The following is a 21,830-nucleotide window of genomic DNA, read 5'->3' as shown; positions in this document are numbered from 1 at the left end:
AGCCCCGGCGGGTGATCCCGTCAGGTCTGCATCCGAACCTGACGGTGAGTCAAATTTGGTCGTTGGCTTGATAATTACTGTCACGAAAGAAAGTGGACCGGTCGGATCCAGAGCCCTCTATAGTGATCGCCGATCAACGGCCGGGACGCCCGCCGGGGGACTGACCACCCCCTTCCATCCACCGAGGACCCATGTCATCCACACCACGCACCACCCCCTGATGGCCGGACACGGCTTCAGACCCGTCTACCACCCCGCGGGCCACGACCACGCCCTGCGCAACGCCGTCCAGGACTTACGCACCGGACGCTGGGTGGCGATGGCGCGGCTCCTCGACGAGACGAGGGGCTGGGACGGCTGGACCCGCCGCACCCAGGTCCTCGCGGCCGTCGCCGCGGGCACCGACGTCGTCCACATGTGGCGGACCGAACAGCCCGGGAGCCTCGCCGCCACCGTGATGCACAGCCGCGTGACCGTCGAGCGGGCCGTACGCGCGCACCGCGCCGGCCACGCCCGCACCCGGGAGCTCTGGCAGGAAGCCTGGACCGCGTGCCGGGAGGCCGCCGATCTGGCCCCCGACGACCCGGTGCCCTGGGTCGGCCTGATCGCCCTCGCCGCCCTCGACGGCCGACAGCGCATGGAGGAGCACCGGCTGTCCCCGCCGGCCCCCATGCTGCCGCCCGGCCCCTGGGGCCTGCTCGCCGAGGCGGAGAAGCGCGACCCGCACAACCGCGAGGCGCACCACCGCATGCTCCAGTTCGTGTACGCCCGACGCCCGGGACCGCTCTCCGAGGCCGTCAACTACTCGCACTGGGCCGCCTCTGCGGCACCCGTCGGCTCCGCCCTGCACGTCCTCCCGCTGTACGTGCGCGTCGAGCGCTACCGGCGCGAGCGCGGCCACGAGCGGGCCCTCGACCTCCACTGGGTCGCCGAGGACGCCGTCCGCGAAGCCCAACGCGCCCTCGACACCTGGTTCCTCTTCTGCGCCACCGACGAGGCCTCCCTGCTCGACCTCAACCACCTGGCGCACGCCCTCTTCGGAGCCCTCCGCTTCACCGACGCGGCCCGGGTCTTCGAATCGCTCGGCCCGTACTACACGACCCTGCCGTGGGCGTACCGGACCCCTCATCCGGACGACCGCGTGCTCGCCGAAGAGGTCTTCCTGCGGGCCCGCGCCCGCTGTCTCAGCGGCTGAGGCCCGTTCCCGCGTCCCATCCCGTCCCCCCGCACCCCCCGAGCCCGCTCACCCCCCGTCCCCGGAGGAACGCATGTCCCGCACCGCCCCCGACCCCACCGAAGCGCTGCGCAAGCCACCCCCGGCCCAGGACGAGGAGGCGCGGCTGAGAGAGCTCGGCTACCAGCCCGTCCTCGCCCGCCGCATGGGCGGATTCGGCAACTTCGCGATCAGCTTCTCGGTGATCTCCGTCCTCTCCGGATGCATGACCCTGTACGGCTTCGGCATGGGCACCGGCGGCCCCGCCGTCATGCTCTGGGGCTGGGTCGGCGTCGGTCTCTTCGTGCTGTGCGTGGGCCTCGCCCTCGCCGAGGTCACCAGCGCCTACCCGACCTCCGGCGCCCTCTACTACATGGCCGACCGGCTCGGCGGACGTCGCTGGGGCTGGTACACCGGCTGGCTGAATCTGCTCGGTCTCCTCGGCGCCATCGCGGGCATCGACTACGGCGCCGCGCTCTTCACCGGAGCCTTCCTCAACCTCCAGTGGGGATTCGAGCCCACCGCGGGCTCCACCTTCCTGATATTCCTCGCGATCCTGCTGCTCCACGCCGTCCTGAACCTCTTCGGCGTCCGCCTGGTCAGCGTGCTCAACTCGATCAGCGTCTGGTGGCACCTCGCGGGCGTGGCGATCATCGTCGGCGCCCTCGCGTTCATCCCCGACCGGCACCAGTCCGTCGACTTCGTGTTCACCGAGTTCGTCAACGACACCGGGTGGGCCAATCCCTTCTACGTCGCCGCGATCGGCCTGCTCCTCGCCCAGTACACGTTCTCCGGCTACGACGCCTCGGCCCACCTCTCCGAAGAGACGTCCAACGCGTCCGTCGCCGCCTCCAAGGGCATCGTGCGGGCCATCTGGGTCTCCTGGCTCGCCGGATTCGCCCTGCTCGCCGGGCTGAGCTTCGCCATCCAGGACTACACCGCCACGCAGAACAGCGCCACGGGCGTCCCGCCCGCCCAGATCTTCCTGGACGCGCTCGGCAGCGGCGGAGCCACCGCCCTGCTCCTCGTCGTCATCGTCGCCCAGCTCTTCTGCGGCAACGCCGAGGTGGCCGCCGCCAGCCGCATGGTCTTCGCCTTCAGCCGCGACAACGCCCTCCCCGGCTCGGCGATCTGGCGCAAGGTCAGCGGCCGCACCCAGACCCCGGTCCCGGCGGTCTGGCTCGCCGTGGCCGTGGCCGCGGTGCTCGCCCTTCCCTCGCTGTACTCCGCCACCGCCTACGGCGCCGTCACCGCGATCAACGTCATCGGCATCACGCCCGCCTACGCCATCCCGATCTATCTGCGACTGCGCGCCGGGAACCGGTTCACGCCCGGCCCGTGGAGCCTGGGCCGCTGGAGCAAGCCGATCGGCTGGACCGCCGTCGTCTGGGTGGCGTTCGTGACCGTGCTGTTCTGCCTGCCGCAGAAGTCCCCGGTGACGGTCGACACCATGAACTACGCCGTGATCGCGCTGGCCGCCGTGCTCGTCCTGGCCAGCGTCTGGTGGTACGTGGCCCGGCGCTCGTACGGCACCCCGACGACGTACGGTAACGCCCGCGAGGAGGCGGAGATCTCGGAGGGCATCATCTGACGGAGCTGCCCAGGAGCCGTCGTGGCCCGGGAGCCGGACGGCAGGGGTGAGCCGGGTCCCGTGACGGGAGAGCCGGTTCCTGTCCCCGTACCGGACAGGAACCGGCCCGCCCCTCAGGCGCTGAACTCGTACGTCCAGGCCGCCGACTGGGCCGAGAAGTCGATGTCCGTGATCTCCAGCGCGTGCCCGTGCTGATCGCTCACCACCCGGTGGACGATCAGCCGGGCCGCGCCGCCGGCCGTCGTCGTGGCCGGTCCCGGCACGCCGACCGACTCCCGGTGGGTGACCCGCAGGCCCGCCTGGTGCATCCAGTGGTACAGCAGCCGGAGATCGGGCTGCTGGCGCCAGTCCCGCCCCCGCCGGTAGCGCGCGAGTTGGGGGATCTCGGTGAGTGCGGGCCGCGAGAACCACGACACCGCCCGCTGGAGCGCCGTTCCGTGCGGCCCGAGCACCACGTGCCGGTGCACCAGCGTCGGCTCGCCCGGCGTCAGCAGGAGCCGCGTCGTCAGCGGAGTGGGCGGCGGCTCCCAGGTGAGCGAGGCCCGTACCAGTGCCTCGGCCGCGCGGGGACCGCCCGGGAACGTCGGCCGGCGGGCCGTCAGGGCCGGGGCGACGGGTTCGCCCCCGCCCTCGGCTCCGGAGGCGGCGAAGGTGCCGCGCCGGTCGGTCACCACGAGCCGTTCTTCCCGCAGGAGTTGGAGCGCACTGCGTACCGTCTGACGGTTGACGTGGTAGCGCTGGGACAGGGATCGTTCTGAAGGGAGCCTGCTGCCGGGGGGGATGCGGCGGTGGGCGAGGTCCTCGCGCAGCGCGGCGGCGACCCGGAGATAGAGCGGCGCGTCTGCCGCCGCCTCGGATTCGGGCTCGGCCATGATCAAACCCTCTCTTCGCTCAGCGTGACCGCATGGGTCGTGCGGGTGACCAATTCCTATCATTGGTCTAAACCATTTTGCCAGGGCTGCCCGGCAGAGTGGCCGAAACGAGCGAGTCACCTTGTAATGAGGTACCAGGTGACGGGGACGGGACCGTGACCGCGGATGAGGCGGGTGAGGCCGGATGACGACACCGTCGGAGCGTGCCGAACGAGGCAGGGCGGCCCGCAAGCACGTCCCCCGTTCCTCCCACGGCCGCTGGATACCCAGCTCCCAGCGCCCCGACCCCATCGACGTGCTCGAACGCCAGGCCGTGGACCGGCTGCCCGACCTCGCACCCCTCCGGTACGGCCGGATGGCGGCCTCCCCCTTCGCCTTCCTCCGCGGCGCCGCCGCCGTCATGGCCGCCGACCTCGCCGCCCAGAGCCACACCGGACTCACCGTCCAGCTCTGCGGCGACGCCCACCTCCTCAACTTCGGGGTCTACGCCTCACCCGAACGGACGCTCCTGTTCGATGTGAACGACTTCGACGAGACGCTCCCCGGCCCCTTCGAATGGGACGTGAAGAGGCTCGCCGCCAGCATCACCGTCGCCGCCCTCCAGAACGGCGGCAGCAGGGCCAAGGCCCGCCGGGCGGCCCTCGTCGCCGTGGAGTCGTACCGGACCACCATGCGCCGTCTCGCCGACCTCGGGGAACTCACCGTCTGGTACGAGCGGATCGCCGCCGACGACCTCGTCCCCCTGGTACGCCGTGACGAACGCGCCCGATTCGAGAACCGGCTCGCCCGCGCCCGCCGGCGCACCAGCCTCCACGCGCTCGCCAAGCTCACCGAGACCGACGGGACCGGCGTCCGGCACTTCGTCGACGACCCGCCGCTCCTCGAACGGACCACGGACATCGACCGGGTCACCCTCGGCAAGATCTTCAACGACTACCGCAGCTCGCTCTCCGAGGAGCGGCGCGTGCTCCTCGACCGCTACCACTTCCTCGAAGCCGCTCGCAAGGTCGTCGGGGTCGGCAGCGTCGGCACCCGCTGCTTCGTCCTTCTCCTCGAAGGGCGGGACGACGGAGACCCGCTCCTCCTCCAGATCAAGGAGGCCGGCAGATCGGTCCTCGAGCCCTACCTGGAGCCGAGCGCGTACGCCCACCAGGGGCGCCGTGTCGTCTACGGGCAGCGCCTGACCCAGGCCGCCAGCGACATCTTCCTCGGCTGGATGACGGGACCCGAGCAACGCCACTTCTACTGGCGCCAGCTGCGCGACATGAAGGGCTCCGCCGAGGTGGAGACCATGTCCCCGGCCATGCTGCGGGACTACGCGAGGCTCTGCGGCCGTGCCCTGGCCCGCGCCCACGCCCGCTCCGGCGACCGGATCGCGATCGCGGCCTACCTCGGCGGCTCGGACGTCTTCGACCGTGCCGTCGCCGACTTCTCCCTCGCCTACGCGAACCAGAACGCCGACGACTACGCGGCACTCGGCGGCGCCATAGCCGCCGGGGTGGTGGTGGCCGCGCCGGGGGCCTGAGAAGGAAGCCGGGGGCTGAGAGGGAACGTACCGAAGAGGCCCTGCCACCCTCCGGTGGCCGGGCCGGGCCCCACGGCCGCGGCCCGGCCCCGGAGGCCCCCTACGCGTCGCGGCGCAGGGGCGGCCCCGACGGCGTCTCGGCCATCGGCCCGAAGAGCACCGCCCGCGCCACCGGCGGGGCGAACAGGCTCGTCAGCGGGGCGGTCAGGGTCATCGCCGCACGGAACGACGCCCCCACGGCCGGATCACCCGCGGACCGCTCCACCACCCGGCCCAGGTACCAGCCGACGACCCGGTCCATCGGACCCGGCCGGGCCGCGTCACCCGTCGCGCCCGGCATCTTCTTGTCTGCGCCCGCCGAGATGTCCCAGGCCTGCCGGGAGGCGTCGAGGAGCGCGCGCTGCACCGTACGGGTCGTCGCGGTGCGCTTCGGGTCGGCGAGCGCCCGGCGCAGCGCGACGGCGCTGAGCGCGGCGACCGCCATGCCCTGCCCGTAGATGGGGTTGAACGCGCAGAGCGCGTCGCCGGTCGCGAGGAAGCCGGCCGGGCGGCGGCCCGGACGGTCGTACCGGCGCCGGATGTTGGCGGTCCTGCGGAAGCCGTACACCGGGGACACCGGCTCGGCCCGCGCCAGCCAGTCGCTGATCACCGGATGCGGCAGCCGCTTCGCGTACTCCTCGAACGCGCCCTCCTCGGTGGGCGGTTCGTCGCCGCGCAAGCCCGAGAGGGTCACCAGGTGCTGACCGTCGCCCAGGGGCAGTACGACACCGCCGTACACCTGGGCGGGGTTGGGCACGATGTAGTAGCCCGTCGCGTCGGTGCCGGGGTCATCGTCCGGGGCACGGTACACCCGGGTGCCGTACGCGAGACCCGTGTCCAGGGTCTCCTCGTGCGGAGCCTCCGCCCCGATCCCCGCGAGCCAGTCGGCTGCCTTCGTGGAGCGCCCGGAGGCGTCCACCACGAGATCGGCGGCCAGGGTGCGGGACTCCCTGTCGGCCCCCGCGCCCCGCTCGCGCAGCCGTACGCCCCTGACCCGCGAGGAGTCGCCGGTCAGGCCCACGGTCTCGGTGCCCTCGATCAGTTCGATGCGCGGATCGGCGAGCACCCGCTGCCGCACCAGCCATTCCAGCTGGGGGCGCGGGCCGGTGTAGTGGTGGGTGGTGGCGGTGGTGCGGCGGAACCACTTGCCGTTCTGCCACTGGATCATGTCGGCGGGGGCGCCCACCGTGGGCGCCCCGAGCGCGGTCAACTCGTCCGTGAACCCCGGGAGCAGTTCGTCGAGCGCCCGCTGCCCACCCGCGATCAGGACGTGCAGGTGCCTGCCCTGCGGGACGCCCGCCCGTGCCTCCGGGCCCCCGGGCAGCCGGTCGCGCTCGACGACCGTCACCCTCTCCGCGTGCTCGGCCAGCACCCGGGCGGCAAGCAGCCCGGCGAGACTTCCCCCGATGACCACCGCGTGACGTGTCGCGCGATGCCCCAAGTCGTCGGCCATACCCGCCCTTTCGTGTCGTGGAACTCCAACGACCCAGTATCCACGCGCGTACGTGTCGAGGGGCGGCACCGCCACTCGGTTTCGGCCGCCCGGGAGCCCGGCCAGGGTGACGGGCGTGGCACACCTCGCGAACTCGCCCGGCGGGACACTCGACCCGGGGGCGGCCGACACCGTGGACGTACCTCCCGCTCGGCACCGGCGCTCCGGTCTCTGGTTCGCCCAGGGCGTGTCTTCTCGATCAGGCCGGGCTCGCGGCGTCCGGCACCGCTCCCCCGAGCTCTTCGAGCAGGGGGACCCCCAGCCGCCTTGTCGTCGCCCGGGCGGGTCCGAAGAGGCCCGCCGGGGACGTCACTCCGTCCCGAGTTCCGCCAGCGCCCCCGTCAGCCACTCCACCCAGAAGCGCTCCATCTCGATCCCGCCCCGCAGGACGAGATGGCGCAGCCGGTCGGGTTCCGAGTGGCGGCGTTCGCTGGGGAAGTCACGCGTCTCGATCGCGAGGTACTCGTCCAGCTGCTCCTGGTGCAGAGCGAGATGACGGGTCAGCTCGGCGCGCAGGCCCGACGCCCCGACCACCGCGGCCGCCCGCATCCGGAGCAGCAGGGCGGCCCGCATGGGCTTCGGGTCCTCGGTCCTCGCCACCCAGGTGCCGAGCTCCGCGCGGCCCGCGGGCAGCACCTCGTACTCCTTGCGCTGTCCCCGTACCGGCACCGGGGCGGGCAGGGCACGGATGTGCCCCGCCTGCTCCAGCTTGCCCAGCTCGCGGTAGATCTGCTGGTGCGTGGCCGACCAGAAGTAGCCGATCGACTTGTCGAAGCGGCGCGTCAGTTCGAGGCCGGAGGACGGCTTCTCGAGCAGCGCGGTGAGGATCGCGTGCGGGAGTGACATGAACGCATCCTAGGAGTGGCCGGCCACGGTGATCACAGGGTGGCCGCGAGGCGGGTGCCCTGGTCGATGGCCCGCTTGGCGTCCAGCTCGGCGGCCACGTCGGCGCCGCCGATCAGGTGCGCCACGCGGCCCGCCGCGATCAGCTCCTCGTACAGGTCCCGGCGCGGCTCCTGGCCCGCGCAGAGCACGACGGTGTCGACGGGCAGCAGCTGCGACTCGCCGCCGATCGTGACGTGCAGGCCCTCGTCGTCGATCCGGTCGTACGAGACGCCGGCGACCATCGCGACGCCCCGGTGCTTGAGCTCGGTGCGGTGGATCCACCCCGTGGTCTTGCCGAGGCCGGCGCCGACCTTGGACTCCTTGCGCTGGAGCAGGTGCACCTGGCGCGGCGGCGCGCCGCGCTCGGGGGCGCGCAGGCCGCCCCGGTTCTCGTACGAGGTGTCGACACCCCACTGGCGGAAGTACGTCTCGGGGTCCTGGCTCGCGCCCTCCCCGCCGTCCGTGAGGAACTCGGCGACGTCGAAGCCGATGCCGCCGGCGCCGATGATCGCGACCCGCTCGCCGACGGGCGCGCCGTCCCGCAGCACGTCCAGGTAGCTGAGCACGCTCGGGTGGTCCACGCCCGCGATGCCGGGGGTGCGGGGGGAGACGCCGGTGGCGACGACGACCTCGTCGAACGCGTCCAGGTCACCGGCCGAGACCGGCGTGCCGAGGCGTACGTCGACCCCGCGCTCGGCGAGCTGGACGCGGAAGTAGCGCAGCGTCTCGTCGAACTCCTCCTTGCCGGGGACCTTCTTGGCGATGTTCAGCTGACCGCCGATCTCGGCGGCCGCGTCGAACAGGGTCACGGAGTGGCCGCGCTCGGCGGCCGACACCGCGCAGGAGAGGCCGGCCGGGCCCGCGCCGACGACGGCGATCCGCTTGGCGCGGCGGGTGGGGGAGAGGACCAGCTCCGTCTCGTGGCACGCGCGCGGGTTGACCAGGCAGGACGTGATCTTCAGGTTGAAGGTGTGGTCGAGGCAGGCCTGGTTGCAGCCGATGCAGGTGTTGATGGTGTCGGCGCGGTCGGCGGTGGCCTTGGCGACGAAGTCCGGGTCGGCGAGGAAGGGGCGGGCCAGCGAGACCAGGTCGGCGCGGCCGTCGGCGAGGATCTCCTCGGCGACCTCGGGGGTGTTGATGCGGTTGCTGGTGACGAGGGGCACGGAGACCGCGCCCATCAGCTTCTTCGTCACCCAGGTGTAGGCACCGCGCGGCACGGAGGTGGCGATGGTGGGGATGCGCGCCTCGTGCCAGCCGATGCCGGTGTTGATGATGGTGGCCCCGGCGGCCTCGATCTCCTTGGCGAGCTGGACGACCTCCTCCAGGGTGGAGCCGCCGGGCACGAGGTCCAGCATCGAGAGGCGGTAGACGAGGATGAAGTCCTCGCCGACGCGCTCGCGGATCCGGCGGACGATCTCCAGGGGGAAGCGGACGCGGTTCTCGTAGGAGCCGCCCCAGCGGTCGGTGCGCTGGTTGGTCGCGGCGGCGATGAACTCGTTGATGAGGTAGCCCTCGGAGCCCATCACCTCGACGCCGTCGTATCCGGCCTCCTTGGCGAGCTCGGCGCAGCGGGCGTAGTCCTCGACGGTCTGCTCGACCTCGGCGTCCGTCAGCTCGTTCGGTACGAAGGGGCTGATGGGCGCCTTGAGGGCGCTGGGCGCGACGAGCGCGGGGTGGTACGCGTACCGGCCGAAGTGCAGGATCTGCATCGCGATCCGGCCGCCTTCGGCGTGCACGGCGTCGGTGATGAGCCGGTGTTCGGCGACCTCGTCGGCGGTGGTGAGCTTGGCGCCGCCGTCCCAGGGGCGGCCGGCGTCGTTGGGCGCGATGCCTCCGGTGACGATGAGGCCCACGCCGCCGCGGGCCCGCTCGGCGTAGAAGGCGGCCATGCGCTCGAAGCCGTGCTCGGTCTCCTCGAGGCCGACGTGCATCGACCCCATGATCACCCGGTTGGGCAGGGTGGTGAACCCGAGGTCGAGCGGGCTCAGCAGGTGCGGGTACGGGGTCATGCGGGCGCCTCCTCGCGCAGGATCGTCGTCCTCAGTTCTAGGGGACCCCCTCCCTTTGTGCAACTAGTTGCAGAAGATTCGGAACGTGATGTCTACTACTCGGTAGCTTCCGGCGGCCGCTCGGCGCGTGCGGCTCCCGAGGAGAAGGAGCCGTCGCTCCGAGCCCTCGGTACGCAGGGGCGTCCTCGCCGCTCCGAGTCACTGGCTCCGCAGGGAAGACGCCGGCTCCGAGCTACTCGGTACGCGAGGAAGCCGCCGCCCCGAGCCACGCGTCCAGCTCCTCCGGCGTCCGCGGCTCGGACGCCCCCGTGGCGAGCAGGCCGTGGGTGCGGAGCAGCCGGGCCACCGCCGTACCCCAGGGGCGGCGAAGCCGGGCCTCGTCGAGCAGCGCGTCGTCCGCGAGGAGCTCCGCGACCGGGCCGGTCCGCAGCCCCGACGGGGCGAGCACCGCCGCCTCGTCCGCCCAGCGCAACGCCAGATCCACGTCGTGCGTGGCCATCAGCACCGTCGTACCGGCCTCCCGCAGCCGCTGGAGCGCGTCGAGGAGCCGCTCCTGCCCGTGCGGATCGAGACCGGCCGTCGGCTCGTCCATGATCAGGACCCTGGGGCGCATCGCCACCGCGCCCGCGATCGCGGCCCGCTTGCGCTGCCCGTACGACAGCAGATGCGTCGGCCGGTCGGCGAGCGCCGTGATGTCCAGCGCATCGAGGGCCTCGCGAACCCGGCGCCGCACCTCCTCCTCGGGCAGGCCCAGGTTCATCGGACCGAACGACACGTCCTGGTCCACGGACGCGGCGAACAGCTGGTCGTCGGGATCCTGCACCACCAGCTGCACGGTGGTCCGCAGCCGGGTCAGCCCCTTCCGGTCGTACGCCACCTCCGTACCGTCCAGGCGCAGCGACCCGCTCACGCATCGCAGCCCGCCGCTGAGCAGGCGCAGCAGCGTCGTCTTGCCGCTGCCGTTGCGCCCGAGCAGCGCGACCGCGCGCCCCTCCGCGACGGCGAAGTCCACGCCGGACAGGACCGGGGGCCCGTCCTCGTAGGCGAAGCCGGCTTGCACCAGTTCCACGACAGGGGTCGGAGACGTCACGGAAGGAGCCTTTCCAGTACGAGGGTGAGGGCGACGAGCCCGGCGAGCAGCGCACCCGTCGCGGCGAGGAACGGACGGGAGAGCGCACACGCGGGCACCAGGACCCGCAGCGTCCCGTCGTACCCGCGCCCGGCGAGCCCCGACTGCAGGCGCTGCGCCCGGTCGAAGGCCCGTACGAACGTGGTCGCACCGAGACCCGCGAGGGAACGCCAGGTCGCGGCCCGCGTGGTGTGCCCGAGCCGGGCCGCCTGCGCCTGCCGGATCTTGGACAGGGCGTCGAGCAGCAGGAAGATGATCCGGTACATCACCAGCGCCACGTCCACCACCGGCGCCGGCACCCCCGCCCGTACCAGCCGGGGCAGCACGTCGGACACCGGCGTCGTGAACGCGAAGAGCAGCACCCCGAGCGAGGCCGAAGCGGTCCGCAGCAGCAACTCGCCCGCCTGCGTCGGACCGTCCGGCGCGAGGGCCACGAGCCCCCGGGTACCGCCCACCTCGAAGAGCAGCGGGATCGCGCCCGTGACACAGAACCCGAGCGGGATGCGGAACGCCCGCCACAGCGCCCGGCCCGGCACACCGGCCGGACCGAGCAGCACCGTGAGCGTGGCCGCGGCGACGAGGACCGCGCCGGGCCACGGCGGCAGACCGACCGCGCACAGGGTGAGACCGAAGCCGAGCAGCGCCTTCTCGGCCGGATGGCGGCGGCGCCAGCGACTGCTGTGCGCCGCCGCGTCGATCGGCAGCATCGGCGGCTACGCGCCCGGCTCGCCGGCGGACCCGCCGCCGGAGCCGCCCTTGCCGTCCGCGGTTCCGGTCGTGGCATCGGCCCCGTCCGCCCCGGCCCGCGCGGCTCCTTGACGGCGGCCGCGCCGCAGTCCGAAGTAGTACGCCAGGACACCGGCGCCGAGGGCCGCCTGAAGGGCGAACAGCGCCGACTCGATCTCCCCGGACGGCGGCTCGTAGAGCGGGCTGAACCACGGCTCGTAGTCCGGCCGGAGTTCCGTGATCGCCGTCTCGGCCTCCGCGTCGGCCCCCGTGAAGGGTTCCTCCTTGTGGTCCCCGAGTCCCAGCGCCAGAGGCAGGACCGCGAGCGCGGCGACGACGAGCAGCAGCAGGGTGTTGATCTTCGCGTTCCGGCTCATCGCGCGGTCGCCTCCTCGCGTCGCTCCGACGTGCGTCCGGCGAGGACGCCGAGCCGGATCAGGTCGCCCTTGCTGGACTGGGTGAGCAGGCGCATCACGAGCACGGTGAGCAGGCCCTCGCTGACCGCGAGCGGAATCTGCGTGACGGCGAAGATCCCGCCGAACTTGGCGAGTGCGCCGGGGATGCCGCTGCCCGGGTCGGGGAAGGCGAGCGCCAGCTGGACGCTGGTCACGCAGTACGTCGACAGGTCGGCGACGAACGCGCCGAAGAAGACGGCGACCATCAGCGGGGCACCGAACCGGCGCAGCAGTACGTAGGCCCCGTATCCCGCCCAGGGCCCGACGATCGCCATCGAGAAGACGTTCGCGCCGAGCGTGGTGAGCCCGCCGTGGGCGAGCAGCAGGGCCTGGAAGAGCAGGGTGATCGTCCCCAGGACCGCCATGATCGGCGGCCGGAACAGGATGGCGCCCAGGCCCGTACCCGTCGGATGGGAGCAACTGCCGGTCACGGAAGGCAACTTGAGTGCCGACAGGACGAACGTGAAGGCGCCGGCGGCGCCGAGCAACAGGGTGGACTCAGGATTCGAACGCACCTCGCGGGTCAGCGCGCGGACCCCGTGGACGACGAACGGCGCGGACGCGACGCCCCAGGCGGCCGCGTGCACAGGGGGCAGATACCCCTCGGCTATATGCATGGTTGGGAGACCCTCTCCAGCACCTCGTGGATGGACAACGCACCCTGGCCGGTCTCCTGGCTGACGGTCATTCCGCCCGACTCCGCCTTCCCACACCACGACGGTCTCCCGACGTGGTCCAGTGGCTTCCCCGAGGGTGTTCCCCGCGGGGGTGGAGCCGGACCTCCCGATCACAGTGGCGAGGGCCGCACCGGTACTGCACCGGTTTCCCGTACACCAAGGCCCTGCGACATTAGTGCGTTGACCTGCTGGATCACAACACGGTCGCCACCGGGTGCGGCCCCTCGCTCACTCCCCGCAGTCACCCGCAGTCACTCGTGGGAGTGCCCCGGGCGGCCCCGGGGCACTCCCACGGTCACCCTCCTCGGTCACTCCTTGCGATAGGCGTACGCCTCCGACGCGGCCGCCGCCACGGCGTCGAGGTCCCCGCCCGCGCTCGCCGTGACCAGGGCGGCCACCGCGCCCTCGACGAACGGCGCGTCCACGAGCCGGGAGGCCTCGGGCAGTTCGTCGCCCTCGGCGAGGAGGGCCTTCACGGTGAGCACCGCGCTCCCCAGATCGACGAGGATCGCCACACCGGCGCCCCGGTCGACAGCCTTCGCCGCCTCGGAGATCAGCTCGGAACTCGTCCCGAGACCACCGTCCGGGGTCCCGCCGGCCGGGAGGATCGGGGCGAGGTCACCGCCACCGGCGAGCCCCCGGGCCAGCCCGGCCACGGCGGTCGCGACGGCGGCGCTGTGCGAGACGAGCACGATGCCGACGGAACCGGAACCGGACTCGGAGTCCGCACCGGAGCCGGAGCCGGAGCCGGTCGCGCCGGGGCGGACCGCACCCGCGCCGGGCCCGCTCCCCGCACTCATGACGCCCCCTCGGTGCCCGACGTCTCCGTGCGGGCGATCTCGTCGAGCGCGGCGAACAGCAGCGCCGAGGACGTGGCCCCCGGATCCTGGTGCCCCACCGACCGCTCGCCCAGATAGCTGGCCCTGCCCTTGCGTGCCCGCAGGGGTACGGTCGCCAGCGCGCCCTCCTCGGCCGCCGCGCGGGCCGCGCCGAACGAGCCCCGCAACCCCTCCACGGCCGGCACCAGCGCGTCGATCATGGTCTTGTCGCCCACCTGCGCGCCGCCCAGCTGGGACACGGCGGCCACGCCGGATCCGAGCGCCTCCGCCAACCGCTCGCGGGTGACGCGCTCGTCGTCGCCGAGCGTCTTGCCGGTACGGCGAAGCAGCGTGCCGTACAGCGGCCCCGAAGCGCCTCCCACGGTGGAGATCAGCTGCCGCCCGGCGGCGGTGAGCACCGCGCCCGGCGTCGCGGGCGGGTCCTTGGCCAGGGTCTCGGTCACGGCGGCGAACCCGCGCCTGAGATTCGCGCCGTGGTCGGCGTCGCCGATGGCCGAGTCGAGCTCGGTGAGCCGGTCCGCCTCCCGGTCGACGGCCTCGGCCACGGCGGCCAGCCAGCGCACGAGGAAGTCGGCGTCGAAGGTCTGTGTCATGTCGGTCCCCTCTGCCTTCGCCGGTCTCACCGGCCCCAGCGCAGCGCGGGCGTCTCCACGGGCGCGTCCCAGAGGCGCAGGAGTTCCTCGTCCACCTCACAGAGGGTCACCGAGCAGCCGGCCATGTCGAGCGAGGTCACGTAGTTCCCGACGAGCGTCCGGGCCACCGGCACACCCCGCTCGCCCAGGACGCGCTGCACCTCGGCGTTGAACCCGTACAGTTCGAGGAGCGGAGTGGCGCCCATCCCGTTCACCAGCGCGACCACCGGCCCGGACGGGCGGAGGTCCTCGACGACGGCGTCGACGGCGAAGTCCGCGATCTCGCGGGAGGTCATCATCGGGCGGCGCTCACGGCCCGGTTCGCCGTGGATGCCGATGCCCAACTCCAGCTCGCCCTCGGGGAGATCGAAGGTCGGGCTGCCCTTGGCGGGGGTGGTGCACGCGCTCAGGGCGACGCCGAAGGAGCGGCAGCGCTCGTTGACGCGGCGGGCGATCGCCTCCACGCGCTCCAGGGGCGCGCCCTCCTCGGCGGCCGCGCCCGCGATCTTCTCCACGAAGAGCGTGCCGCCGGTCCCGCGCCGGCCGGCCGTGTAGAGACTGTCCGTGACGGCGACGTCGTCGTCGACCAGGACCTTGGCGACCTGGATGCCCTCGTCCTCGGCGAGCTCCGCCGCCATCTCGAAGTTCAGCACGTCACCGGTGTAGTTCTTGACGACGAACAGCACCCCGGCGCCACTGTCGACGGCGGCCGCGGCCCGCACCATCTGATCGGGCACCGGCGAGGTGAAGACCTCCCCGGGACAGGCGGCCGCCAGCATCCCGGGCCCCACGAACCCCCCGTGCAACGGCTCGTGCCCGGACCCGCCGCCGGAGACCAGCGCGACCTTCCCGGCGACGGGCGCGTCCCGTCGCACCACGACCCGCCGCTCCACGTCGACGGTGAGCTCGGGATGAGCGGCGGCCATCCCGCGCAGCGCGTCGGCGACGACGGTCTCGGGGACGTTGATGAGCATCCTCACGGATACCTCCTAGTGAGATTAGCAGTCAAGTCGCTGAGCAGGGTTTTTGCAGGTCAGGGCAGGCGAGGCCAATTGTTGATCTTGGCGGTTCGTGGCGCCCGGCGACGGTTCGGCGCGGTACGGATGCTGACTGAATGCCGACTTTCCTGATGGTGCGTCAGGCTGAAGTGACAGAGGATGCTCTTTGCGAATGCGCATCATGGCGCAATTATCGACGCGAGGCCGCGGTAGTGCACCGGTGCGTCGTGAGTCGGATCCCGTGGACGTGATTCCGGAGCGTCTGCAAGGGCGGGTCCGGCGCGGCGCGTGGGACACTCCTGGCCGTGGCTGAGCACGACATTTCTCCCCTCGCCCCCGACGCGACCCCAGTGGTTGTCGTCGATGACGCCACCGCGGATCGTTGGCTGCCCGTGGCGGTGGATCCCGATCTCGGCCATCCACCCAGTGCCGGCGGCCCTGGTAGCAGGCCACCTCAACAGGGCCGACGCCCACGTGTGGCGGGAGTCGGGCCTCGCAGACGGCGCCTGCCTCGGCACCGGTCTGATCGTCCCGCACCGCAAAAGAGCCGGACGTCCCCTCCTGCGCGGCCAGGAGGAAGACAACGCCGAACACCGCCGCGTCCGTGCCCGCGTCGAGCACACCTTCGCCCGGATGGAGAACTGGAAGATATTGCGCGACTGCCGCCAGAAAGGAGACGGCCTCCACCACGCGGTGCAGGCCGTCGCCACCATGCACAACCTCGCCATGACACGGTGAGACAGCAGGTCAGGCGCCACTTCGGCATGCCCAAGCCGGACCTTCTGCAACACCCTTTAAGGGCTGTCCCGCAACTGGGTGGGCGGGACGATCTGCTGCATCGCGCCGACGGGCTCCATGTGCTCGGAGAGTTCGTCCAGAGCCTTCAGCCACAGCTCGGGGAGGTCGGCGGCCGCAGTATGGGACTGGTCGTGGACGATCGTGATGCGGGCGGTAGTCATGGTCCGGGTGAGGGAGAAGTAGCCGAGCATGCCGGGGCTGTTCAGGCCGAAGATGCTGGCGGCGAGCGGGGGAGCACCCAGGACGCGGTAGGTGCCGTTGATGTGGATGTGGCTGGTGGCCAGGCGGAAACCGGGGCGCTGCATCGAGCGGTGCAGGAGTCGGGGAGGTACGCGCAGGAGGGTCTTCCAGCCGCCCTCCCGCAGCCCGGAACCCTTGTGGGCGAGGGTCTGCCCGGCCACGGTCTCCAGACGGGCACCCGGGCCGGTCGCGGTGCACGGCAACCGCAGCATCGCCGGCAGAGCGGCGTTCCCTGGCGTGAACTGTGCCTCCTGCGTTCGGACCGACATAGGCATCACCACCCGCAGGTCCTGTGCCCGGCCCGCCTGCCGCAGCTGCAAGGCCGCGAGCGCGCCGGTCACCGCTGTGAGGTAGACATCGTTGGCGCCCACTCCCCACCGCGAAGCCACCGCCCGCAGGCGGCCGTCCGGGACGTCCGCGTACGCCATGGCCGCCAGCCCGCTCCCCGCCGCGTCGCACCCGGCGGGAACCGTCTCGTGCTCGGGAAACCTTCCGAACGGCGACGTACGCAACCACGCTCGCGGGGTACGTCGCGACACGGGCGGCCGATAGGGGTACGGCCCTACGACGGGTGCGTCCGCCAGAAGCGCCGCCACCAGGTGGGCCGCACCGACGCCGTCCGTGACGGCATGGTCGATGCGGAAGCACACCCGCTGCACCTGATCGACCCGACACGTCAGCATCCGCAGGTCCCAGCCGGGGGCCGGACGGGCGGGCAGAGCCCCGCGCAGCAGCGCGTCGGTGGCTTCGCCGAGCCGGCCGTCCACGTGCTCCGCGCCCACATGCAGCCCGGCCTCGGGCGGCGCGGTCCGCGTCCAGGACCGAGCTCCTCCGACCGCCGCGACATTGAGGGCTTCCAGCCCGGGCGCCCGCTCGGCCACACGTGCGCGCAGGTCGTCGAGCGCGAACGACCCCGCGGGAAAGTCCAGGACGTGGACCACCGTCACTCGCGCGGGGCTGCGGTCCGGGAACAGCGCGAACGCGCGGTCCAGGACGTTCATCCTCCCCGTACGTGCCACCGTCCCCGCACAGGACCCGTTCTCACTCTCCGAAACCATCCGGACCCGCATGAGGCACCTCGTACTCGATCGACCGAAGCCCACGTATGCGAACGAGGCGCGCACCCGAAGGGACACGGCATCTGGACCGCCCCGACAGTCGGCCGCCGTCCTGGCCGATTGGGTCCCGGCGTCTCGCGTAGAGGCGATTGTCCTCACCTCGGGGATACCTGTGTGGCCCCGGACCTGGTGGGCCGATATGCGTGAGGAGACCGGCCCGCCCCTGCCCCACCCCGCACGGTCGAGCGGGGCGGGGTACGGGTGGACGCGGAGGCTCAATCGCGGGTCATGAACGACCACTTCTGGGGCGGCCCGCCGTTGCAGTCGGGCATCTGGAACCGGGTGCCGTTCGTGGTGTTGCCCCAGGGCACGTGGAGGCACCGGCCTGACGGGGAGACGGAGATGTCCGCCAGAGGGATGAACTGCTGGGCGGGCGAGCCGTTGCACGTGGAGAATCCGAGAGTGGAACCGGCCTCCGTGGATGGTTCCCACGCAGCTGAGTGACGACCAGCTCGTGCAGATCGCGGACTCTATCTTCCCCGTCGACGAAGCATGAGGCTCCACCCGGCGAAACTCCAGCAGAGCCGAGCTTGGCGCCTTTACTCCGGCTGTGGATCGTGATCGTGTACGCCAACGGCGTCTGACGGCATCTGTCCGGGTGGCTGAGGTCTGGGGTGAGCGGCAGTTGGCCGCCGTCGGGTTCGAGCACGTATACGCCGAGTTGGACTGGTGCGACCCGGCAAGCAGCGGCGGACACAAAGCTGCTGGTTGCCGAGTGGTCCCGGCCGCGGCTCCCGACCCCGCCCCGCCCTTCCTTGTGCCCAGGCCGCCACGAGAGCGCCCGAGCGCATGGTCTTCGGTTTCGGCCCGGGCCGGCGCCCCTTTTTCCGCGCTCCGGCGGAATGCTGGTTGGCCCGGCAGACGGTGGAGTGACCCCGGCCTGCGGCCCTTATGGACCCTGCTGACCGCCGTGTACGGGCAGGCGGGCCACGCCGGCCCTTGAGCGGATGGCAGGCCCGAGCCTCTCCCGCGGGGCTCAGATCTGCTGGTCGTTGCTGTGGCGGCCGAGGCTGCGGCCGAAGCGTTCGGCGATGGCCGGCATCAGGCTTTCGCCGTCGGCTGGACGGTCCAGTCCGAAGACGTAGCCGGGGAAGTCCAGGTTCTTCTGCACCGCCCAGATCTCGGCGTGGTCCTCCGGCGGAAAGATGCGCACCGGGTCGCCGAGGGCGACCCAGGCGATCGGCACCATTGAGTCGGCGGGCAACACGGTGCGCAGATGCACGATGCCGTTGATCCTCACCTCGGAGCGAGTCCCGATCCGGGCTCCGTTGAAGACGCGGCTGCCGGAGGCCAGGAACACCTCGTCCTCGACCCGGCAGCCGGTCAGGTAGGAGGTGGGGCCGACCAGGACCTGCCGTCCAAGAATCAGCGGATCCCGTCGGGTGCCACGCAGGACGGCGTTCTCCATCACGATGCTGCCCTCGCCCAGCTCCACCGGCCCGCCCTCGGCGGTGAGCACTGCGCCGAACAGCACCCGGCATCCTGCCCCCACGCGCACGTCTCCGCACAGCGTGGCGGTCGGAGCGACATAGGCCGTGGGGTGGACGGTCGGTGAACGACCCTCATGAGCAATCAGCATGGTCGCGATCATGCCGCGCCCTGGAGTGCTGGCGCGCGCCGCTCCACCAGGCGAGACCCGCGCCCGGACCGGCCGAGCACCTGCGAGAGGGGCGTTGTGCTGACCTTCATCGCATTTCTCTTTGGGGTGGCGTCCAGGGCCGGTGGTTAGGCGGTGGTGAAAACCGCCCGGCCTTCGTTCACCTGTTGGTGTTCACGACATCCGGTCATGCGGTCAGGGCGCCGGTCAATGCATGGACGTGCTGGGCGAATTCGGTTCGTTGCCGGTCGGTGAGTGTGGCGTAGAGCGGCGCTTGCAACTCGTCGGTGAGTCGATCGGCACGCTGCCATCGGGGGGTCAGGGCTGCGGCGACGGGACGTGGCTCCTGCCAGCCGTAGTGGGCTGCCTGCTCGACGCCGAGGTTGATGACCATTGCCTCTTGGGCGCTCAGCCCGCACAGGCGCACCGCTGCCAGATGGCAGGCGCCACGGTGTTCCCTGAGCACGTGGATGCGCTGCATCGCCGCTCCGACAGGGGCGTCGCCGGGGCAGGGCTGCGCGCGCCAGCCGGCGAACAGAGGCAGTGCCTCGGCGTCGGCGGCGTCGATCAGCTGCTGTGCCAGGTGGTTGAAGTGCTCCACGTCGGCGTCGGTGGGGATGTTTGCGCGCCCTCACGTCCGGACGGCCTGGTGCGTAGCAGGCGGCGGCTTCCTCCGGAGGCATCACGGACCGTCCGGCCCGCCACCCGACAGTGACCAGATCGGGGCCGAGGAAACCCTGTACCGCTTGGACCACCGAAGCCGGCGCCTCGCCGAGCACCCCGAAGCGTCCCCGGCAGTAGAAGCCACGCCCTGGTGCGAACCCGGCGCGCAGGCCGATGGCGGCGGTCGCATCGTCGGACATGAACTCGTCCCCGAAATCGTGGATGGGCCGGGCAACCGCGGAGATGCAGTCGAGGATTTCCATGCGCTGAAGGTCGCTCACCTCGACTTGTCAGGTCAAGGGGATGATTTCTAATGGAACCCTTTAGGCAGGCTATCGAGTCACTGCCGACATCGCCGCCCAGCTCGCCCTCGCACGAGCCGGCCTCGCCACCGCGCTCGTCCCCCAGACAGCCATCGACCCGGGCACACCCGGAATCCGCATGTCGCCCATCAAGGACCACCCGATCCTGCGCCTCCTGTTCGCCGCGACCCGTCACACCGAGACGACCAACCCGACGACCGCGGCCGTGGTTGCCGCACTACGCACAGCAGCGCTACAGGACCGCACCACGCACCTCCCGCCGCCCTGCACGCCGCCGTGAGCGCTGTCGGCCGACGTCCCAGGGGCTGGATTGAAGCCGGTCTTCGATGCGGATCCGTCAACACGTGCTCACAACCAGCAGATATCCCACAGTCGCACGATCTCGTGAGCCCATGTGCCTCACACGACAAATGCCGGAGCAGAACGCAGATGACCATCCTCATCGGCACCTGCGTCGAGACGGACGGACTGAGCGCAGGCTCTTCACCCTGCACCCGGCGCTGTCACTCGTCCGTGTGGCGGAACTGCTCCTGCGTGGGACGAGTGCCCGATGGACGCGGCTCGACAGGCCGATCGCCTCTGCCCCTGTATTGCCTGGGAAGCCGAGTGTTTGCTCCTCCCTGCCTCGGCAGCCTTTGACATCGTCCTCACCGGAAGAACGGAGGCTCTCCAGGCGTGCTGTGCGGATCGGACACGTATGACGGCAACCGCCATTGCCGGCTGCCGTCATTTCTCCGGGACCCCGGCCCCCAGCGTTCGCCCCAGGGCTCCGAGCAGCCCGGAGAGCCGGCGCCGGTCTGCCGAGCCCAGTCCGGCGAGCAGTTCTTGCTCCTGGGCCGACCGTACGGCGAAGATCCGCTCGGCCAGTGCGAGACCCTCCGGGGTGAGACACAGCCGGATGATCCGGCGGTCGTCCGCGTCGCGCTCGCGCCGGATCAGCCCCTCTGCCTCCAGACGGTCCGCGTGCTGGGTGAGACCGCCCGCGCGGACCCTGTCGGCCGCTGCCACTTCGCCCGTCGTCCGGCGGTAGGGCTCTCCCGCGTCGTGGAGGGCGGCGAGCACGTCGTAGGCGGGCAGGCTGATGCCGTACTCGCGGACGGTCCTGCTGATCAGTTCCTGGTGAGCAGCGGCGCACTCGTTGAGTCGTGCGAACACGGCTGCGGGGGAGTTGTCCGCCGCCCGGGTAGCGGGCGCCGGGCGCAGATGCTCGGGGTGTACGGGCTCCGAGTGCGGCCAGGTGTCCTCGGAGCCCGTTGTGGAGCGGGCGACGCCGGGGCGAACGGATCCTTCCTCGCCGTCGGTGGCGCCGCCCGGCGCAGGTGGGGGAGCGAGGTCGAGGGCGTTGCCGAATGCGGTGGTGAGCACGTCCGTCAACGCAGGAGCGAGCTCCTCGGTGGGCACGGAGGCCGCCGGTTCATGGGCGAAGAGGTAGCGCTCCATGATCACGCCGAACAGGACGCTCCGAATGACGGCGGCACGCGCCTCCGCGTCGGCCGAGTCGCCCAGTAGGCGCGCGAGGGGTTCGCCGACCTGCTGCTCCAGGATCGTGCGCAGAAGCTCGGCGCTTGGCGGGTGGTTGACGGCCGAGCGGATCAATGCGGGCCAGGGGTCGTCGACCGGCAGGTGATCCCACCGGTTGAGGTAGGCGCGGGCCAGAGTCGCGGGCAGTTCGCCCGTGCTGTCCGCTGCGGCGGACAGCACGTCGTCGGTGATGCCCGACCCGCCGGCCACCGCCTCACGGAACAGGCCGTCCTTGGTTCCGAAGTACGCCATCACCAGGCCGGGTGTCACTCCCGCCTCGGCCGCGATGGCTCGGACGCCCACGCCCTTGTAGCCGTGTGCGCCGAAGAGTCGCCGCGCCGCGTCAAGGACCGCCTGGCGATTGCGCTCCGGGTTGTGGGAGCCGGGACGGCGCGGTGGCGGTTGCCCTGTTCCCCGGCCGGTTTCCGCTTCCGGCTTGGGGCTTGCGGCCGATCGTCGACGGCTCTTGTTCTTCGGATCCACGCAGT

The 21,830-nt window shown here is 71.8% G+C and carries 18 protein-coding genes, 3 pseudogenes and 1 riboswitch; of the genes and pseudogenes, 4 read left to right on the top strand and 17 right to left on the bottom strand.

Features of this window, described 5'->3' with window-relative positions; translation table 11 throughout:
- Positions 1–220: 220 nt before the first annotated feature.
- Together IF00_RS0118205 and IF00_RS0118200 are read left to right on the top strand one after the other, a co-directional pair.
- A complete protein-coding gene (locus IF00_RS0118205; protein ID WP_030319311.1) occupies positions 221–1,195 on the top strand; it encodes a hypothetical protein in 975 nt (324 codons plus the stop codon).
- A 73-nt stretch (positions 1,196–1,268) separates the two neighbouring features.
- Complete coding sequence (locus tag IF00_RS0118200) at positions 1,269–2,804, top strand: amino acid permease (protein ID WP_030319309.1); 1,536 nt, start codon at positions 1,269–1,271, stop codon at positions 2,802–2,804.
- Between the two features lie 113 nt (positions 2,805–2,917).
- Here the strand turns inward: IF00_RS0118200 and IF00_RS0118195 are convergent, their stop codons facing one another.
- The gene (locus IF00_RS0118195) at positions 2,918–3,676 is read right to left on the bottom strand and encodes a GntR family transcriptional regulator (protein WP_030319307.1); all 759 of its coding nucleotides are present in this window, start codon (positions 3,674–3,676) and stop codon (positions 2,918–2,920) included.
- Between the two features lie 184 nt (positions 3,677–3,860).
- On the opposite strand from IF00_RS0118195, the gene IF00_RS0118190 reads away from it, so the two are divergent.
- Positions 3,861–5,201 carry a DUF2252 domain-containing protein gene (locus IF00_RS0118190; protein WP_030319306.1) on the top strand — a complete coding sequence of 447 codons (1,341 nt, stop codon included), beginning with the start codon at positions 3,861–3,863 and terminating at the stop codon, positions 5,199–5,201.
- Positions 5,202–5,301: 100 nt separating this feature from the next.
- Here IF00_RS0118190 and IF00_RS0118185 read toward each other — a convergent pair whose 3' ends face one another.
- The 10 genes from IF00_RS0118185 to dhaK form a co-directional block, all read right to left on the bottom strand.
- On the bottom strand, positions 5,302–6,693 hold the full coding sequence (locus tag IF00_RS0118185) for an FAD-dependent oxidoreductase (protein WP_030319304.1): 1,392 nt from the start codon (positions 6,691–6,693) through the stop codon (positions 5,302–5,304).
- Positions 6,694–7,041: 348 nt separating this feature from the next.
- Entirely contained in the window at positions 7,042–7,578 is a 537-nt protein-coding gene (locus IF00_RS0118180; protein ID WP_030319302.1) for a PadR family transcriptional regulator, read from the bottom strand.
- A gap of 32 nt (positions 7,579–7,610) precedes the next feature.
- On the bottom strand, positions 7,611–9,626 hold the full coding sequence (locus IF00_RS0118175) for an NADPH-dependent 2,4-dienoyl-CoA reductase (protein WP_030319300.1): 2,016 nt from the start codon (positions 9,624–9,626) through the stop codon (positions 7,611–7,613).
- Positions 9,627–9,858: 232 nt separating this feature from the next.
- Positions 9,859–10,716, bottom strand: coding sequence for an energy-coupling factor ABC transporter ATP-binding protein (locus IF00_RS0118170; RefSeq protein WP_030319298.1), 858 nt, complete (start codon positions 10,714–10,716; stop codon positions 9,859–9,861).
- Positions 10,713–11,462, bottom strand: coding sequence for a cobalt ECF transporter T component CbiQ (gene cbiQ / locus IF00_RS0118165; protein WP_030319296.1), 750 nt, complete (start codon positions 11,460–11,462; stop codon positions 10,713–10,715). The genes IF00_RS0118170 and cbiQ overlap by 4 nt, the downstream gene beginning before the upstream one ends.
- A gap of 6 nt (positions 11,463–11,468) precedes the next feature.
- Positions 11,469–11,858, bottom strand: a complete 390-nt coding sequence (locus IF00_RS0118160) for an energy-coupling factor ABC transporter substrate-binding protein (RefSeq protein ID WP_030319294.1) — start codon at positions 11,856–11,858, stop codon at positions 11,469–11,471.
- Entirely contained in the window at positions 11,855–12,553 is a 699-nt protein-coding gene (locus tag IF00_RS0118155; protein WP_030319292.1) for an energy-coupling factor ABC transporter permease, read from the bottom strand. The genes IF00_RS0118160 and IF00_RS0118155 overlap by 4 nt, the downstream gene beginning before the upstream one ends.
- Positions 12,554–12,582: 29 nt before the next feature.
- Positions 12,583–12,789, bottom strand: a riboswitch (cobalamin riboswitch).
- Positions 12,790–12,921: 132 nt separating this feature from the next.
- On the bottom strand, positions 12,922–13,413 hold the full coding sequence (locus tag IF00_RS0118150) for a PTS-dependent dihydroxyacetone kinase phosphotransferase subunit DhaM (protein ID WP_078944746.1): 492 nt from the start codon (positions 13,411–13,413) through the stop codon (positions 12,922–12,924).
- Positions 13,410–14,045 carry a dihydroxyacetone kinase subunit DhaL gene (gene dhaL, locus IF00_RS0118145; protein WP_030319288.1) on the bottom strand — a complete coding sequence of 212 codons (636 nt, stop codon included), beginning with the start codon at positions 14,043–14,045 and terminating at the stop codon, positions 13,410–13,412. The genes IF00_RS0118150 and dhaL overlap by 4 nt, the downstream gene beginning before the upstream one ends.
- 26 nt (positions 14,046–14,071) lie before the next feature.
- Positions 14,072–15,064, bottom strand: coding sequence for a dihydroxyacetone kinase subunit DhaK (dhaK, locus tag IF00_RS0118140; RefSeq protein WP_030319286.1), 993 nt, complete (start codon positions 15,062–15,064; stop codon positions 14,072–14,074).
- 426 nt (positions 15,065–15,490) lie between these two features.
- Between dhaK and IF00_RS0118135 the strand changes: the two are divergent.
- Positions 15,491–15,820: pseudogene (locus IF00_RS0118135) on the top strand (transposase family protein); the annotation flags it as partial.
- 56 nt (positions 15,821–15,876) lie between these two features.
- Here the strand turns inward: IF00_RS0118135 and IF00_RS46470 are convergent.
- The 6 genes and pseudogenes from IF00_RS46470 to IF00_RS43825 form a co-directional block, all read right to left on the bottom strand.
- Complete coding sequence (locus IF00_RS46470; RefSeq protein ID WP_158710481.1) at positions 15,877–17,121, bottom strand: hypothetical protein; 1,245 nt, start codon at positions 17,119–17,121, stop codon at positions 15,877–15,879.
- 332 nt (positions 17,122–17,453) lie between these two features.
- Positions 17,454–17,648, bottom strand: a pseudogene (locus tag IF00_RS48060) (RICIN domain-containing protein); the annotation flags it as partial.
- 566 nt (positions 17,649–18,214) lie between these two features.
- Positions 18,215–18,829 (bottom strand): gamma carbonic anhydrase family protein, encoded by a 615-nt coding sequence (locus IF00_RS0118120; RefSeq protein WP_209439777.1) that lies wholly within the window; start codon positions 18,827–18,829, stop codon positions 18,215–18,217.
- Between the two features lie 193 nt (positions 18,830–19,022).
- Complete coding sequence (locus IF00_RS0118115) at positions 19,023–19,436, bottom strand: helix-turn-helix domain-containing protein (RefSeq protein WP_051820389.1); 414 nt, start codon at positions 19,434–19,436, stop codon at positions 19,023–19,025.
- A gap of 103 nt (positions 19,437–19,539) precedes the next feature.
- A pseudogene (locus tag IF00_RS48055) lies at positions 19,540–19,698 on the bottom strand (hypothetical protein); the annotation flags it as partial.
- Between the two features lie 849 nt (positions 19,699–20,547).
- Positions 20,548–21,825 carry a TetR/AcrR family transcriptional regulator gene (locus tag IF00_RS43825; protein ID WP_158710479.1) on the bottom strand — a complete coding sequence of 426 codons (1,278 nt, stop codon included), beginning with the start codon at positions 21,823–21,825 and terminating at the stop codon, positions 20,548–20,550.
- Positions 21,826–21,830 lie beyond the last annotated feature (5 nt).

It is taken from the genome of Streptomyces flavochromogenes (assembly GCF_000717595.1).
GTDB lineage: Bacteria > Actinomycetota > Actinomycetes > Streptomycetales > Streptomycetaceae > Streptomyces > Streptomyces flavochromogenes.
This window is presented reverse-complemented; position numbering and strand designations above follow the sequence as displayed.

Coding starts and splice junctions, on each gene's coding strand:
- IF00_RS0118205 (WP_030319311.1), top strand. CDS start 221: ATGGCCGGACACGGCTTCAGACCCGTCTACCACCCCGCGGGCCACGAC.
- IF00_RS0118200 (WP_030319309.1), top strand. CDS start 1,269: ATGTCCCGCACCGCCCCCGACCCCACCGAAGCGCTGCGCAAGCCACCC.
- IF00_RS0118195 (WP_030319307.1), bottom strand. CDS start 3,676: ATGGCCGAGCCCGAATCCGAGGCGGCGGCAGACGCGCCGCTCTATCTC.
- IF00_RS0118190 (WP_030319306.1), top strand. CDS start 3,861: ATGACGACACCGTCGGAGCGTGCCGAACGAGGCAGGGCGGCCCGCAAG.
- IF00_RS0118185 (WP_030319304.1), bottom strand. CDS start 6,693: ATGGCCGACGACTTGGGGCATCGCGCGACACGTCACGCGGTGGTCATC.
- IF00_RS0118180 (WP_030319302.1), bottom strand. CDS start 7,578: ATGTCACTCCCGCACGCGATCCTCACCGCGCTGCTCGAGAAGCCGTCC.
- IF00_RS0118175 (WP_030319300.1), bottom strand. CDS start 9,626: ATGACCCCGTACCCGCACCTGCTGAGCCCGCTCGACCTCGGGTTCACC.
- cbiQ (WP_030319296.1), bottom strand. CDS start 11,462: ATGCTGCCGATCGACGCGGCGGCGCACAGCAGTCGCTGGCGCCGCCGC.
- IF00_RS0118160 (WP_030319294.1), bottom strand. CDS start 11,858: ATGAGCCGGAACGCGAAGATCAACACCCTGCTGCTGCTCGTCGTCGCC.
- IF00_RS0118155 (WP_030319292.1), bottom strand. CDS start 12,553: ATGCATATAGCCGAGGGGTATCTGCCCCCTGTGCACGCGGCCGCCTGG.
- IF00_RS0118150 (WP_078944746.1), bottom strand. CDS start 13,413: ATGAGTGCGGGGAGCGGGCCCGGCGCGGGTGCGGTCCGCCCCGGCGCG.
- dhaL (WP_030319288.1), bottom strand. CDS start 14,045: ATGACACAGACCTTCGACGCCGACTTCCTCGTGCGCTGGCTGGCCGCC.
- IF00_RS46470 (WP_158710481.1), bottom strand. CDS start 17,121: ATGAACGTCCTGGACCGCGCGTTCGCGCTGTTCCCGGACCGCAGCCCC.
- IF00_RS0118120 (WP_209439777.1), bottom strand. CDS start 18,829: ATGATCGCGACCATGCTGATTGCTCATGAGGGTCGTTCACCGACCGTC.